The organism is Clostridia bacterium (genome assembly GCA_016887505.1).
Lineage (GTDB): Bacteria > Bacillota > TC1 > TC1 > UBA5767 > UBA5767.
Genome location: CP069393.1, coordinates 2241943 through 2256144 on the forward strand (window position 1 = coordinate 2241943; position 14202 = coordinate 2256144).

Genomic DNA, 14202 nt, shown 5'->3' on the forward strand with positions numbered 1-14202 from the left:
AAATGGGCGATCAAAGAAATGTAATCCTGAAGATCCGGAACTTGACAAAGACTTTCCCTGGTGTTGTGGCGAATAAGGATGTTGATTTAGATATTGAATATGGGGAAGTCCATACACTTTTAGGGGAAAATGGGGCTGGAAAATCCACCTTGATGAAAGTCATCTATGGCATCTACGGTAAAGATTCAGGCACAGTTGAATATGAGGGAAAGCCACTAGAGGTTAAAAGTCCGAAAGACGCTATTGCAGCGGGAATTGGGATGATTCACCAACATTTTCTATTGGTGCAGGAATTCACGGTGTTGGAAAATATTATCATGGGCTTAAAGGCCGATAAGGGAATCCAACTCGACCGGGAAAAGCATCGCTCGCGGGTGGAAAAAATTGTGGAACGCTTTGATATCCGCTTAGATTTAGACGAAAAGGTTCGAGATTTATCTGTTGGCATGCAGCAAAAGGTGGAAATCGTAAAGGTGCTTTACCGGAATGCTCAATTCTTGATTCTCGATGAACCGACTTCTGTCCTAACTCCCCAGGAATCACAAGGATTATTTAATATCATTGGTAAACTAAAGCAGCAAGGTGCAACAGTCATCTTCATTTCACATAAACTGGATGAAGTAATTCAAATTTCAGACCGGATAACAGTGCTCCGGGATGGTGAAGTAATTGAAACAGTAGTGAATAAAGAGATTAGCAAAGATGACCTATCAGCTATGATGGTGGGTAGAGAAGTGAATTTAGGTGTCGATATTCCCCAAATACAATTTGGGCCGGTCGGACTAGAAGTGGATAAGATCTCACTAATGAATCGCAACGGGAGAAAGGTACTAAAGGACGTGTCTTTCCAAATCCATGAAGGCGAGATTCTGGGTATTGCTGGCATTGACGGGAATGGTCAAGAGGAGTTGGCGCAAGTACTATGGGGAACGCTGAGTCCGGATAGTGGCAATATTTTGATTCGCGGCTCCAATATAAATGGCTTAAATACCCGCCGCCGGATGGGCTTGGGTATGGCCTATATTCCAGCCGACCGGAAAAAGGAAGGATTAATCGGAACGTTTCAAGTATCGGAAAATGTCATCTTGGACAGCTACTATAAGCCTAGCTTTATCAAAGGACTAGGACAAGATTTCAATGCAATCCGAAATTATTCCAAGCGCTTGGTTGAGGAATATAAGATTAAAACCCCAGCCCTGAATGTATGGGCTAAGAATTTGTCTGGTGGTAACCAGCAAAAGCTCATTCTTTCCAGAGCCATAGAAGGGAACAACGATGTATTCATCATTGCTCAACCTACTTGGGGATTAGATATTGGTGCTATTGAATTTGTCTATAAGAAAATTTGTGAGTTGAAGGATGCCGGAAAAACGATACTACTAATATCTACAGATCTAGAAGAAGTACGACTATTGTCAGATCGAATGTGTGTAATCTTTGAAGGGGAGGTGTCTGAAACTTTCAGGGTGCAGGATAAACAAGTTGCTGAAATTGGTTTGCTGATGGCGGGCGGAAAAAGGAAGGAAGAATAAATGAAAAAGAAAATAATTTCCTTATTGATTGCGGCTATGTTCATGGTGTCGATTGTAGGTTGTGCTGGAGGGGAAGAACCTGCTTCTGAAAATCCAGTTGATGAACCAGGGATGGAAACATTTAAAGTAGGAGTTTTGTTCCCGGGCTCTATCGGAGATAGTGCTTGGAACGAAGCTGGATACGATGCTTTGGTTCAAGCAAAAGAAGATTTGGGTATTGAGTTTAGTTTTCAAGAAAGTGTTCCAGTAGCAGAATCTGCAGAGGTAATGCGTAGTTTTGCGTATGAGGGATACGACCTAATCATTGCACATGATTTTAATTACAATGATATTGTTGCAGAAGTAGCACCGGAATTTCCTGATGTCATGTTTAGTGTTTCCTATGGCTATCAATCCTCTGGAGACAATGTGGTAGCCATTACTAGTTCAGGCTGGCAATTTAGTTATATGGCTGGCGTTCTAGCTGGTTCTGTATCTGAAAGCGGAAGTGTAGGCGTTCTGACTGCGACGGACTCCTTTATGGGCAAAAGGATGAGAGCCGGCTACGTTGCTGGAGCAAAATCTGTAAATCCGGATGTTGAGGTTCTTGAAGCATTTACCGGTAGCTGGGATGATGTTGTTAAGGGCAAAGAATTGGTAAACGGAATGATCCAACAAGGCATCGATGTTATTTTTGCCAGTTCTGGAAATGTAAATGTAGGCGTGATTGAAACTGCTAGAGAGGCAGGAATCATGGCGATTGGATCTCCTTCCGATATGACAGCGGTTGCACCGGATACGGTAATTGCGAGTGCAGTGACCCCCTCCGGAATCTATGTGGATTATGCAATACGTGAAATGGCAGCCGGTACCTTACGTGCAGGCGTCTACGTTCTAGGCATCAAAGAAGGCGCAGAAGCCCTAATTTGGAATCCAGCATTTGAAGCAGAGTTCCCTGCTGAAGTTATTGAGGCTGTACAGATGGCAGAACAGAAACTGAGTAATGGAGAAGTAGAAGAACCTGTGGTGGAATAGACAGAACCATAGTCACCGGGCAGTTTACTGTCCGGTGACCTTACAGGTTAAAGGAGGTTTACATGTCTAGTATTGATTCGCAATTGGCGAGAAAAATCCTGCGAATGAGAATTTTGGTTACATGTATTGCAGTCTTTGTGGCCTTTATTCTGGGATCCATTTTGGTGCTGTTGGCAGGAATTAATCCATTAATGGCGCTTAGATACTTATTTTCAGGAGCACTAGGCACAAAGCATGGAATAGGCGAAACCTTGACCCGATTCGTACCTCTGTTTCTGGCGACTATGTCATTTGCCATTGGGATGAAAGTACATTTTTATAATGTGGGTATCGAAGGGCAGATTGCGTTAGGCTCATTGGGCGCCTTGCTGGTTGGTATTTATGCGGTTGGCTTACCCGCACCGATTCATATATTTTTGTCGCTACTGGCTGCAGTGATATTTGGGATTCTATGGTTGGGAATTGCAGGTTTCCTCAAGTTTCGTTTCGGTGCTAATGAACTCTTAACGACGGTGATGCTCAACTACATTGCGGTTTACCTGATGGATATCATTATTGAAACCGTATTGAAGGATCCGAATAGTTTAATTGATCAATCTCAAAAGATTGCTGCCACGGCTGCGCTTCCCAGAATTATAGCCGGCACAACGGTTCATTTAGGCTTATTTATTGCAATTGCTGTGGCGGTAGTCGTTTACTACTACGTTTGGAGAACTCCAGGTGGTTATGAATTAAGAGCCGTTGGGGCCAATAGCAAGGCAGCTATGTATGCAGGCATCAACCCGAAAAAAATGATTATTATTGGTATGATTATTAGTGGAGGACTGGCTGGATTAGGCGGAGGCTTGAACTTGCTGGGATACCAGTCGCGTTGGGTATCCGGAACATTTCTCGGCTATGGATTCGATGGTATTGGAGCTGCTGTGATGGGGCAGTACCATCCGGTAGGTATGGCTTTGAGTGCCTTGCTGTTTGCGATTATCCGAGTAGGTGGCGGGGCGATGCAACGAAGTGTTGGCGTGCCGTATCCATTGGTACATGCTTTACAGGGAATCGTCATCATTGCTGTCATTATTAGTGCTTATTTTATCGAGAAACGGTCTGAAAAGATGATGAAGGAGGGACAGTAATATGGATTCTCAATTTGCGATAGTACTCGGTATACTGTTGGGGTCTACCATACGCTATTCCGTTCCGATTCTTTATGCTGCATTGGGTGGACTAATCACCGAAAAAGCTGGTGTGCTGAACTTTGCTTTGGAGGGACTGATGCTAGCCGGTGCCTTTTTTGCCTATTATGGGAATTTAGTGACAGGCTCAATCCTAGTTGGCGTTTTATGTGCCTTGGCTATTGGCGCCTTGACGGGTCTGGCTCTTAGTATCAGCATTCTGAAATATAAAGCAAGCCAATTGGTTATGGGTATTGGAATTAATATTTTTTACTTGGGCTTGACGGGATATTTTTTCAGAATCATAGGCTCTTCTGGAGCCAATACCATGGTAGATAACATGTTGGGAGATATTCCAATACCCATATTGTCGAGCATTCCTTTTCTGGGCATTCTCTTTCAACAGAACATCTTAGTCTACTTGTTGGTGGCGCTCGTTCTTGTCATGGCCTATTTTCTGAATAGGACTACGACAGGCTTGAATGTAAAGGCTGTCGGGGAAAATCCATATGCAGCAGCAGCGGTAGGCATAGATGTCATCAAGAACAGAACCTTTGCCATTGTAGGTGGTAGCATGCTGGCCGCTCTTGGTGGTGGTGTTATGACCTTGACCATGGCCCGGGTATTTTTGGAAAATATGGTGAATGGCCGAGGCTGGATTGCGTTTTCAGCAATTATATTAGGTCGGTATTCTTCGGTAGGCGTTTTAGTAGGATGTCTGGTATTTGGTGCAGCAACTGCCGTATCTGATATTGTCCAGATTGTGGGTATCGATATTCCATACCAGGCAGCACTGATGGTTCCCTATATTATTACGATTATAGCTTTGGTAATTACCGTAGGTGGTGGAAATGCTCCTGCTGCTTTAGGTGGTAGATACGATAAGGAATAGTTTGGATTCTAAGCCTACATTTGAATTCAGGTGCGACTTTGGTATAAGATTGGAAAAAGAGCTACGGTAATATCTTACTGGTCACAACCTAGTTGACAAGATTGGTTTTTGTTTACTTTTCTTGGTATTGATTGTGTGTTATTATTTATAGGCGTTTTTTAGATTTGAGATAGAGAATCTGAAACTTGTATGGTATTAGAAAGTATAGGAGAATGAGATGGTCCAACCAAGAAAGATATTCCAAAGCAGTTATAAATTGAAACGAAAAAAGTTTTTAGAATATATCGACAGTAGGTCATTTCCAGGGCGTAAGTTGCCCAATGAAAGTGATTTGGCAAAGATTTTAGAAATGAGTTTGGGAACCGTGCGGGAAATCCTGCGAGAAATGGAAATGAACGGAACGGTGACCAAGATGAAAGGGAAGGGCAATTTTCTGAATCTTAGTACGCGTAATATCAAGATGCGGATAGATTTAATCAAGGACTTTACCGACCTGATTGAAGAAAAAGGCTATCAAGTAAACCTAGATACTTTTCTCATGAAGGACGAGAAGGATGAGCGCTTGATGCATCTTGGGGAGAAGTACTTTCCCAAACGGATAAGGTCTGGGCAATACCGGCTTATTGCCAATGTATATTACGCAGATTCGACTCCTGCTGTTGTTGGATTGTTTTTGGTTCCCGACTATCCCGACTTTAAAGAGCTTACAGATGAAGAGTTTGTATCAAAATTCTGGGATGGCTATATTGTTGAATTCGACCATGCCGTCATTCATTGGGAAGTGGGTGCCCTGCCCCAAACAGTGTCCAAGTATTTGAAACAGCCTGAGGGACTATGTGTTCAGATGTGGAGCGAGGTTCACTACAATAAGTATGATGAATTGCTTTGTTGTTCCTATAGCTATTTTAATCCCGAAATAATGGAAATGGCTATGATAAGAAAGTAGTGTAACGTGGATTGTATTCTAAACAGGATGCAATCCATATTTTTTCTACCCTCGAGACAGAAAAGGACACATCTTTTGCGTAATACCTACCACCGCTCCCCCCTTTTTGTGAAATCCAAAATAGCACCAAAGATGCCTTTTTTATATCTGAAATGAGAATATTCAGTGAGAAAAATAGAAAAAATTATCTAAGGCTTTGTTAACCAAGGCCCTATTTTATCCCGTTTTTAGGGTTAGACTGTGACTCAGAATAATTTGTCTAGGATACAGATATTTTTAGTTCTATATTTTCCGTGGCCTTTTGGTATAATGGGTAAAGAGGTGTACGATGTATAAATGCGTAATATTTGATTTTGACGGTACAATTGGCGATACCGAGGACCTAGCTCTTCAAATAGCCATAAAACTATCTGAAAAATATAATTTTAGAAAATTAACCAAAAATGAGATCCCGATGATAAAGCATATGACGGTACGGGAAGGGATGACATATATGGGCATATCTCGTTTTCGTTTGCCCTTTATTGTCAAAGAAGCGCATGGTATTTTGCGTCAAGAGGTTTCTAGTGCGGAATTGTGTCGGCCGGAACTAGAAGACTTGTTTCACTCTTTGTCGGACAGCTTAATCATGACTGGAATCATTACGTCTAATTCTGCAGACAACGTAGAAGCTTTTTTTGAATTGCATAATATCCAGATGTTCGATTTTTTGCGATCTAGTTCTGTGTTTGGAAAATCGAAGCATTTGAAGAAGGTGCTACATCAGTATAATTTTAAAAAAAGAGATGTACTATATGTAGGTGATGAGGCGAGAGACATTGTGGCAGCCAAAAAAGTGGGCATCGATGTTGCTGCAGTAACCTGGGGCTTTAATTCCATAGACCGCTTGAAGGCTGAGAAACCAAATTATCTGATAGAAGAAGTGAGTGAACTCAAAAGGATACTGGGCTTCTGATGGCTAAGTGGATTGCTAGGAGAAGTAGGCTGAGCCAGGAGTATGCGAGAATACTCCGTAAGACTTATGTTGCCTATTTCTTTTTTGTTGCCTTATTTCTCAGCTTTTTTGTCTTATCGATTCGACAATTTGCCTGGTGGCAGTTGTCGCTTCTTGTATTATCTGCAGTATCTTTTGGATTGGCTAAGTCTACCCAAAAAGACCGAGGCATTTACGGCCAAGGTTTGCGGGGCGAAAAACAGGTATTTCGCATTCTTAAAAAGCTTAGTAGTGAATGCATTGTGGCCCCCAACCTACGTATTGGAAAGGGACGCCGATATGAAGTGGATGCCCTAGTATGTACCCGGGGCGCAGTAAGTATTATTGAGGTTAAACATTACAAGGGAAAGATAGAAAAAGTGGACGGCCGATGGCTAGTTAGCAAGACGAACTACAAAAAGGCGATTGCCAATCCTATAGAGCAGTTGGAAGACAGAATGTATTGTGCAAGACAGTTGTTGGATCATAATGGTGCAAAAAAGGCTCTGGTTAGGGGCGTCTTGGTGTTTGCAGGAGACACCCTGGTGGATACGGCCCAACAGGAGCAATTAAAGACAGAAAAAGTAGAAATTGTTTTTCTATCTAGGGGCGAAACCAAAACGCTATTAAAGTATCTCGGTACACATGGCCCTGCGGCCATTCCCGCTGAAAAACTGTACGAGGCACTAGTAGGGAAGTGATTGTATGATTGATGAAAAACTGTTCGGCAAGGGACTTTTTTGTCCTCGCTGCTTTTATAAGGAAGCTAAGACGAGACAGGCGGCAGATGGTTTTCATTCTGCAGATATTGAAGCCTTGCTGAACGCCTACTATGAGGGGCTTCATAAGCTTGATCGTGCGCAGATAGAAGACTGGATTTCTGTATCTGTAAAGCAGTTTCAAAATGCAAAGACCTTCCGTCATGGGCTCTTTCGTTGGCAGGATTGCTACGTTCATATGGATGTATGTTTTTCCCAAACCAAAAACAAGAGAAGCAGCATATGTTTGGTTGAAAGCAAACGAGTAAAAAAGCAGGTATTTTGGGAATTGGCATACCAAAAATTTGTGCTAGCCAAATTAGGTCTCACCTTGGACCGCTCGTATGTGCTCTATTTTAACAAGCACTACCGCTTACAGGGGAAGATCAATCCACATGAGCTGTTGATTTTAGCGGATGTTACTGAAGAACTAGAGGAATATCTGCCCCAGATTGAGGACCAGATACATCGTATGAAACGTATTCTTTCCGGCCCTGAACCAGTCCTTTCTTTGGAACCCTATCAGGAAAAAGATGTTGCCTGTTCCCTTCAATCGGATTGCTATCATTTCAGCAAAGACCATGCTGCTACCGTTCATGGTATTTCACCAGGCAAACTAGTGAAATTTGAGAAGGCTGGTTACCACAAGGTTGAAGATATACCAGACCATCTTTTAAGTGCGAAGGCGAGAATACAGAAACAGTCCTTACTTAAGAACCGGGTATATTTGGAAAAAAAGGGGATCCTAAGGAGACTTAGAGAAATCCAAGCTCCGATCAGTGCCTTGGATTTTGAAGCTTTTTCGCCAATGATTCCCCAATTTGAAGGTGACGGGGTACACCTGCCTATTGTTTACCAATGTTCGGTTGCCTACGAGAAACAAGGGGCCGTTTTATCCGAAAGCTATGTTTATGAAGAAAAGGGAGACCCTCGGGATGGAGTCATGGATGCTTTGTTGCGGCTCATACCCAAAGAAGGATCTATTCTAGTCTACAACCAGAGCTTTGAACGAGCTAGACTCAAGGAGTTGGAATTACGCTATCCAGAACACAAAATATTTCTCAAGTCCATGCAGATGAGACTAGTCGATTTATTGCCTCTTTTTTCCTCTTTTTTGGTCTATCACCCAGAGCAACAAGGTAGTACGAAACTAAAAAGTGTAGCAAGGGCCTTTCTTCCGGGAAGCTATGAAGACTCTTCTGTACGAGATGGTAAGATGGCGCAAGACCTGTATGATAAATATAGGAAAGAGCCGACAAAGGAGCTGCAAAAAGAGATTGTTCGGGATTTAATCGTATATGGAAAGTGGGACGCCAGGGTTCTGGTTGAACTGTATCAGATATTGAAAACCCTTGTAGAAATGGACTAAGAGTCCCCGTATCTTGCAGGTGCAACGGATGGTTGCATAGATTCAAACGCGGTTTGCTAGAATGCAACTGGGATATTGGTTATGCTGAAAACATCAAACAGGAGGTAGTGATATGACTTTTGGAGAAAAATTACAGATGTTGCGTAAGCAAAAAGGGATGTCCCAAGAACAACTCGCAGTGCAGGTTGAGGTATCTAGACAATCCATATCCAAGTGGGAGTTGGGAGAATCTTCTCCGGATATAGACCGCATATTGATACTGAGTCGTTATTTTGGTGTAAGCACCGACTACTTGCTAGACGATACTTGGGAAGAGAAAGAGGAAGAGAAGGAAGCGGTTGCCCCAGCTTCTAGTTCTTATGAACCTAGTCTACATTTTGTGAAAAGGCTCATCAAAACAAAAGGCTATCTAGCAGGCTATATAATTGCTGGATATGCAGCACTAGCCTTTCTACTGACTAGATTTGCTCACTATGCATTTCGTACGATGCTACAACCACCGGAGGGATTTGGTATAGCGCTTTCTGATTTACCGGCTGCGATGAAGATGCCCTTGGTATTTGTGAATGTATTAAGCGTGGTAACAGCTGCGATTGCGCTGGCAGGTCTTGTCGGGGCGCTCTATCTAAAAGGAAGAAGAGCAGACAATGAATGAAAAAATTAGAGATTCTCGACAAACATTGTCACTTCATATATAATATTTTGGGTGATATTGGTTTTACCCGAACGATAAAAAATAGCGAGGAGGCGTAATGATGAATTACAAAATGTACAAGAACATTACCATCTTTGCCACACACGGACACGCCATTCAAGAAAAAGAATTGGGACAGAAGTTTGTGCTAGAGATAACTTTGTTTGGAGAAGATTTATCCAAAGTGGATACATCCGTATCTGAGGCGGAGGTGGAGCGTTTTATCCAAGAAGAGGCGATAGACGTACACCGCGACATGATTCAGGCGGTAGCCGGCCGCGTGGGAGACCTGATTTTAGAAGCCAGCTCAGATGCCTTAATGGAAGTACGGGTAGAGGTTAAAAAGCCGTCTACACCCATCCGTATCGGTATGCCAGGAGGCTTGGTCAAGTATGTAAGTACTACAGTGAGCCGTCGTAAGAAGGGTTACACACCGGTATATGAACATCTTGAAGACTATAACTTTACCAAGATCCGCAGTGCTAGAGTATTCGACAAGGATGTCAAATACGAAGCAGATCTAGAGGTAGCCTTCAATATGGGTCCATCCATCGAAAATGATGATATTGCCTATAGCTACAGCTATACTACGGTTTATGATGTGGCGGTAGATACCATCAAAGCCAACAAGGGTGATGCACCCTATGAATTGGCTCGTAAGATGGTTGAAAAGGTCTATGAGGATAAACCGGATGCCAAGATGGTTCGTGCTAAGGTTCGAAACTTTTTGCCAGAAAACAATCTGTCTGTAGATTATATGGAGTATATGGTTGTTAAATAGTTAATTGAAGTAAAAGGTATAGAAATTATCTAGGCTATTCTGTCTTCAGACAGGATAGCCTTTTTTTTGCTTGGAAGGATGGTTAGGACTCAGCTTACGGGGATGAAAGGGAAACAAAAAGGCTGCCGGCAAATCGCCGGCAGCCTGATACTTCTGTTAGAATACTATTTATCGCATTCTGGATTATATTCATTTTGGTCTAGTGCGTAACCGATACATTCGTCTACAGGTACGACAAACATAAATCCTCGACCGGTGTTGTTACAGTGGTTTAAGCCTAAGACTTCTCGGATGGCTGAACTAACTCGTTTCAGCTTTTCTTCAGAACGGATTACGCTGATGATGGTCTTGTTGTAGGGCTTATCCTTCTCAATCATATTTCGAATGCCAGCAAACACAGGAACCTCAATGTCTTTGGTCATGAGTGTCTTGCCAAGGCCCACACTATCAATCGTGGTGGCACCACATTCGTTTTCATAGAAAATATCGTAGATAGAATTCAACTTACGTGTATCATTTAAAATTAGAAAAAGAGCTTTGCTCATAAGTACCTCCAGTTTACAGGTTGGTTTCTCCTGCTTTCATTATCGCATATTTTGTAGTATATGGGCCAATAATTTCTGTCAGTATGGTGGTTGAAAGCAAGATGGTCACCACAATAGTTCCTAATGCAGTACCAGGAAACTCATTGCTGACGGTAATGGCTAGACCTACGGCAACACCAACCTGCGACAGAAGGCCGAAACCGATATATTTTTTAACAACTTTGGGGGCTTGGGCAATTGAAGCACCGACTGTTGCACCCAAAATTTTGCCTATGATTCGGAAAACCAGATACATAAGTCCGATTAATCCGATTTGCGGCAAGAGAAAAATATCTAGTCTTGCACCGGCCAATACGAAGAAGGCCGCAATTAGAGGCGGTGAGAAGTTGTCAATATTCTCAAAGGCCTGATGTTTATGCTTAGATAGATTGGCAATGGTTGCACCCAGCGCCATAGCAGATAGCAGGGTAGACAGATGGAAATGGTTTGCGACTCCTACCAATACCAAAAGTGAACCGACTACAAATAGTAGTGTATCGGAGTCTCTGTTGGCATTTTTAAGCAATAAGGCTAGGACAACACCGAGTACGATGCCGAGTAGAAGCGAAAAGAAAATCTCGCCCAAGGGCAACATGACAACCTTATAGACACTAAGCGTAGTATGTGCAATCAACACTTTCGCGATGGCCGAGGCCACGGAGTAAATCATTAGGCAGATTACATCGTCCACGGCTACGATACCCAGTAGGGTAGAAGTCAAAGGACCTTTTGCATTGAATTCCTTCAATACCATGACTGTAGCAGCAGGGGCTGTTGCCGAAGATACGGCACCCAAGATTAGGGCTAAAGCCAAATTCCGACTCACCAAATAGGTGATTCCTGTTACTAGGATAAAGGCCATCAGTGCTTCGAATGTTGCAATGATAAAGATGGAACGCCCCATTTTTTTTAGGATGTTTACCTCTAATTCGCTACCAATATTAAAAGCGATGATACATAGGGCGAAGTCGCTGATGAAAGACAATTTGTCCAACGATCCAACATCCAGAACACGGAAACCGGAAACTCCAATTAACAGTCCTGCAATGATATAGCCAGCGACGGCCGGCATTTTGATTTTATTCATAATTTTGCCGCATAGGGCGCCCAATATAAGGGCGGTTCCCAGAGCTAAAAAGGCATTCACACGATCACTTCTTTCTATTTCTTTTATTTCTCAAAATTTTCGGACAGCTTCTATTTTATGCTTCTTATTTTAAAATGCAAGCGAGAAAGGTCGAAATATATATTTTTTTGAAATGCCTGATTAGCCTAGTAGATATAGAAGAAATATATAATACTTCTGTATTGGCAAATAGGAGATTTTTTGAAGGAGAAAGTAGCGTAGAATCTAGCTTAATTTGGTGACGTGTAGGAGATAGATGTTTTTCGATAGACCGGCAATATATATGCTGATTAAAATAGTTCTGGGAAGACACCTTGCAGCATTCGGTCCCAGAACTAGATTTTTTTAGCGAGATATGAGCCAGGCCATGCAGACTAGGCGAGTGCAGCCAAAAGCTTGCGTAGATGGTTGATTAACTTGTCTTTGACATTGTAATCTACGGGAGAAATAATCCAGTCAAGGAGATGGGATTGGAGCGCATCGACCACAATCTGCCAAATAAAGCCACCTGAAAATTCCTCTCTTAGTTCACCCGTCGTACGAGCCATATAGCAGCATTCAATCAGGATGGTGTGAAGAGGATAGCGGTTTACATCGAAGCTATCTCCCTTGTGGTGGATGGACAGCAGGTAAATCCGTGCCACCTTTTCCTGTCCGAGCTTACTCAGGTAGTTTAACTCGTAGTCTAGTACAGAGAAGAGTCTTTCCAAATGCGAGTCCTGAATCATTTGCTGGTCTTCGTAGAATGCAGTAAGTTCCTTCGCATGCTTTTTGATTTTTTTAAAATAATCATCCTGCTCCTTTTTGGTTACGGGAAGTAGCTGGATGGTATTCAAATTTTCCATAGTTGGCCTCCTTCGAATAGATCTTCCTATAAGTATATATCATGATAGAAAAAAGTAGCAAGATAAAGCAGAACAAGGACGATTGAGCATTGCAGTTTGAGTTTGGTTTCGGTATGCTTAATAAGACTGTTTTTAGGACTATTACAAGGGAGGAACAATATGGAACAACAAAATCAACTGTCCAACGCCAAACTCATCTTGCTTGGACTACAGCATGCCTTCACCATGTTTGGTGCAACCATACTGGTGCCTATTTTGACGGGACTGGATATTTCGGTTTGTTTGGTAATGGCTGGTGTAGGAACGCTACTATTTCATTTGGTCACGAAAGGAAAGGTACCAGCATTCTTGGGATCTAGTTTTGCCTTCATTCCACCAATGCTTACAGCAGCTGCACTAGCTGCAGAACGCTTGGCTCCGTTACAACTGGGTGAGGAGGCACTACGCTACCAAGTAATTTCGTACGTTACAGGTGGAATCGTGGTAGCCGGATTGGTGTATTTGCTTCTGGCTGCTCTGGTCGCTTTCTTTGGCGTTCAAAAAGTACTTGAATTTTTTCCTCCGGTAGTGACTGGTCCTATCATCATCGTGATCGGATTAAGACTTGCACCGACGGCATTAAGCATGGCTGGTGTCATGCCGGATTCGACGGATTTACGTTGGTGGCTGGCTCTGATTAGCTTTACCCTGGTTGCCGCAGTATCGGTTTATGCCAAGGGCTTTTTGCGCATGATCCCTGTAATGATTGGCCTAAGTCTAACCTACCTAGTAGCCTTGGTAAGCGGCAATATAGACCTTTCTGCTTTCCATGCGGCTGAACTGATTGGTATGCCACATTTTACCTTGGCAAAGTTTGATTTAAGTATTGTTTTAATGGTAGCGCCAGTCGCCCTAGCGACCATGGTGGAACATATTGGAGATATTATGGCCATCGGTGAAACGGCGGGACAAGATTTTGCCAAGGACCCAGGCTTACATCGCACACTATTGGGCGATGGTTTGGCAACTGCCATTTCTGCCATGCTAGGTGGACCTGCGAATACCACCTATTCGGAGAACACGGGTGTGCTTGCCTTAACCAAAGTGTACGACCCACGTGTTATGAGAATTGCAGCCGTAGTGGCGATTCTATTGGGATTTATTCCCAAACTAAATGCACTCATCTCTAGTATTCCCTTACCCGTCATCGGGGGGATATCGATCATCTTATTCGGTATGATTGCTTCGGTCGGTGCAAGGAGTCTGGTGGAGCATAGAGTCGACTTTACGCAATCCCGCAACTTGATTATCGCGGCAGTTATCATGGTGCTGGGAATCGGTTTGGAAGTGATGCCAGTAACGATTGGGGAAACCCAATACCAGATTGGTGGCATGGCTTTGGCCGCTGTTGCAGGTATTCTATTGAACCTGGTTTTACCCCAAGAAGACTCGCAAGATGAAGAAGAGTCTATGGCTAGCTAAAAGATTTGAATCTAATAAACATCGAGGGCGTGGATATCCACGCCCTCGATGTTTATCT

Annotated in this window: 14 protein-coding genes; 11 read left to right on the top strand and 3 right to left on the bottom strand. The window is 42.9% G+C overall.

Translation table 11 applies throughout. From position 1 onward, the window contains the following. Nucleotides 1-2 precede the first annotated feature (2 nt). From JR334_10730 to JR334_10775, 10 genes are all read left to right on the top strand, one after another. Entirely contained in the window at nt 3-1532 is a 1530-nt protein-coding gene (locus tag JR334_10730) for an ABC transporter ATP-binding protein (GenBank protein ID QRN85406.1), read from the top strand. Further along, nucleotides 1533-2546, top strand: coding sequence for a BMP family protein (locus JR334_10735; protein ID QRN85407.1), 1014 nt, complete (start codon nt 1533-1535; stop codon nt 2544-2546). Nucleotides 2547-2608: 62 nt separating this feature from the next. Beyond that, nucleotides 2609-3676, top strand: a complete 1068-nt coding sequence (locus tag JR334_10740) for an ABC transporter permease (protein QRN85408.1) — start codon at nt 2609-2611, stop codon at nt 3674-3676. A gap of 1 nt (nt 3677) precedes the next feature. After that, nucleotides 3678-4607, top strand: a complete 930-nt coding sequence (locus tag JR334_10745) for an ABC transporter permease (protein QRN85409.1) — start codon at nt 3678-3680, stop codon at nt 4605-4607. Between the two features lie 217 nt (nt 4608-4824). Continuing rightward, nucleotides 4825-5553, top strand: a complete 729-nt coding sequence (locus JR334_10750; GenBank protein ID QRN85410.1) for a GntR family transcriptional regulator — start codon at nt 4825-4827, stop codon at nt 5551-5553. 328 nt (nt 5554-5881) lie between these two features. Beyond that, a complete protein-coding gene (locus JR334_10755; GenBank protein ID QRN85411.1) occupies nt 5882-6508 on the top strand; it encodes an HAD-IA family hydrolase in 627 nt (208 codons plus the stop codon). Beyond that, nucleotides 6508-7227, top strand: coding sequence for an NERD domain-containing protein (locus JR334_10760; protein ID QRN85412.1), 720 nt, complete (start codon nt 6508-6510; stop codon nt 7225-7227). The genes JR334_10755 and JR334_10760 overlap by 1 nt, the downstream gene beginning before the upstream one ends. Nucleotides 7228-7231: 4 nt before the next feature. Further along, nucleotides 7232-8653, top strand: coding sequence for a DUF2779 domain-containing protein (locus JR334_10765; protein QRN85413.1), 1422 nt, complete (start codon nt 7232-7234; stop codon nt 8651-8653). A gap of 112 nt (nt 8654-8765) precedes the next feature. Beyond that, nucleotides 8766-9308, top strand: coding sequence for a helix-turn-helix transcriptional regulator (locus JR334_10770; GenBank protein QRN85414.1), 543 nt, complete (start codon nt 8766-8768; stop codon nt 9306-9308). Between the two features lie 97 nt (nt 9309-9405). Next, nucleotides 9406-10128: a dihydroneopterin aldolase gene (locus JR334_10775; protein ID QRN85415.1), complete on the top strand. Its 723-nt coding sequence runs from the start codon at nt 9406-9408 to the stop codon at nt 10126-10128. A gap of 164 nt (nt 10129-10292) precedes the next feature. Here the strand turns inward: JR334_10775 and JR334_10780 are convergent, their stop codons facing one another. From JR334_10780 to JR334_10790, 3 genes are all read right to left on the bottom strand, one after another. Continuing rightward, entirely contained in the window at nt 10293-10673 is a 381-nt protein-coding gene (locus JR334_10780) for a hypothetical protein (protein QRN85416.1), read from the bottom strand. A gap of 13 nt (nt 10674-10686) precedes the next feature. After that, the gene (locus tag JR334_10785) at nt 10687-11859 is read right to left on the bottom strand and encodes a cation:proton antiporter (GenBank protein ID QRN85417.1); all 1173 of its coding nucleotides are present in this window, start codon (nt 11857-11859) and stop codon (nt 10687-10689) included. 353 nt (nt 11860-12212) lie between these two features. Next, nucleotides 12213-12683 carry a hypothetical protein gene (locus JR334_10790; GenBank protein QRN85418.1) on the bottom strand — a complete coding sequence of 157 codons (471 nt, stop codon included), beginning with the start codon at nt 12681-12683 and terminating at the stop codon, nt 12213-12215. Between the two features lie 159 nt (nt 12684-12842). Here JR334_10790 and JR334_10795 point away from each other — a divergent pair, with 159 nt between their 5' ends. Then, the gene (locus JR334_10795) at nt 12843-14144 is read left to right on the top strand and encodes a uracil-xanthine permease (GenBank protein QRN85419.1); all 1302 of its coding nucleotides are present in this window, start codon (nt 12843-12845) and stop codon (nt 14142-14144) included. The last annotated feature ends 58 nt before the right edge of the window (nt 14145-14202 follow it).

What these genes read in the sequence shown, in the direction of transcription:
- JR334_10755 (QRN85411.1), top strand. Translation starts at nt 5,882, where the DNA reads ATGTATAAATGCGTAATATTTGATTTTGACGGTACAATTGGCGATACC.
- JR334_10775 (QRN85415.1), top strand. Translation starts at nt 9,406, where the DNA reads ATGATGAATTACAAAATGTACAAGAACATTACCATCTTTGCCACACAC.
- JR334_10735 (QRN85407.1), top strand. Translation starts at nt 1,533, where the DNA reads ATGAAAAAGAAAATAATTTCCTTATTGATTGCGGCTATGTTCATGGTG.
- JR334_10795 (QRN85419.1), top strand. Translation starts at nt 12,843, where the DNA reads ATGGAACAACAAAATCAACTGTCCAACGCCAAACTCATCTTGCTTGGA.
- JR334_10745 (QRN85409.1), top strand. Translation starts at nt 3,678, where the DNA reads ATGGATTCTCAATTTGCGATAGTACTCGGTATACTGTTGGGGTCTACC.
- JR334_10730 (QRN85406.1), top strand. Translation starts at nt 3, where the DNA reads ATGGGCGATCAAAGAAATGTAATCCTGAAGATCCGGAACTTGACAAAG.
- JR334_10760 (QRN85412.1), top strand. Translation starts at nt 6,508, where the DNA reads ATGGCTAAGTGGATTGCTAGGAGAAGTAGGCTGAGCCAGGAGTATGCG.
- JR334_10780 (QRN85416.1), bottom strand. Translation starts at nt 10,673, where the DNA reads ATGAGCAAAGCTCTTTTTCTAATTTTAAATGATACACGTAAGTTGAAT.
- JR334_10740 (QRN85408.1), top strand. Translation starts at nt 2,609, where the DNA reads ATGTCTAGTATTGATTCGCAATTGGCGAGAAAAATCCTGCGAATGAGA.
- JR334_10765 (QRN85413.1), top strand. Translation starts at nt 7,232, where the DNA reads ATGATTGATGAAAAACTGTTCGGCAAGGGACTTTTTTGTCCTCGCTGC.
- JR334_10790 (QRN85418.1), bottom strand. Translation starts at nt 12,683, where the DNA reads ATGGAAAATTTGAATACCATCCAGCTACTTCCCGTAACCAAAAAGGAG.
- JR334_10750 (QRN85410.1), top strand. Translation starts at nt 4,825, where the DNA reads ATGGTCCAACCAAGAAAGATATTCCAAAGCAGTTATAAATTGAAACGA.
- JR334_10770 (QRN85414.1), top strand. Translation starts at nt 8,766, where the DNA reads ATGACTTTTGGAGAAAAATTACAGATGTTGCGTAAGCAAAAAGGGATG.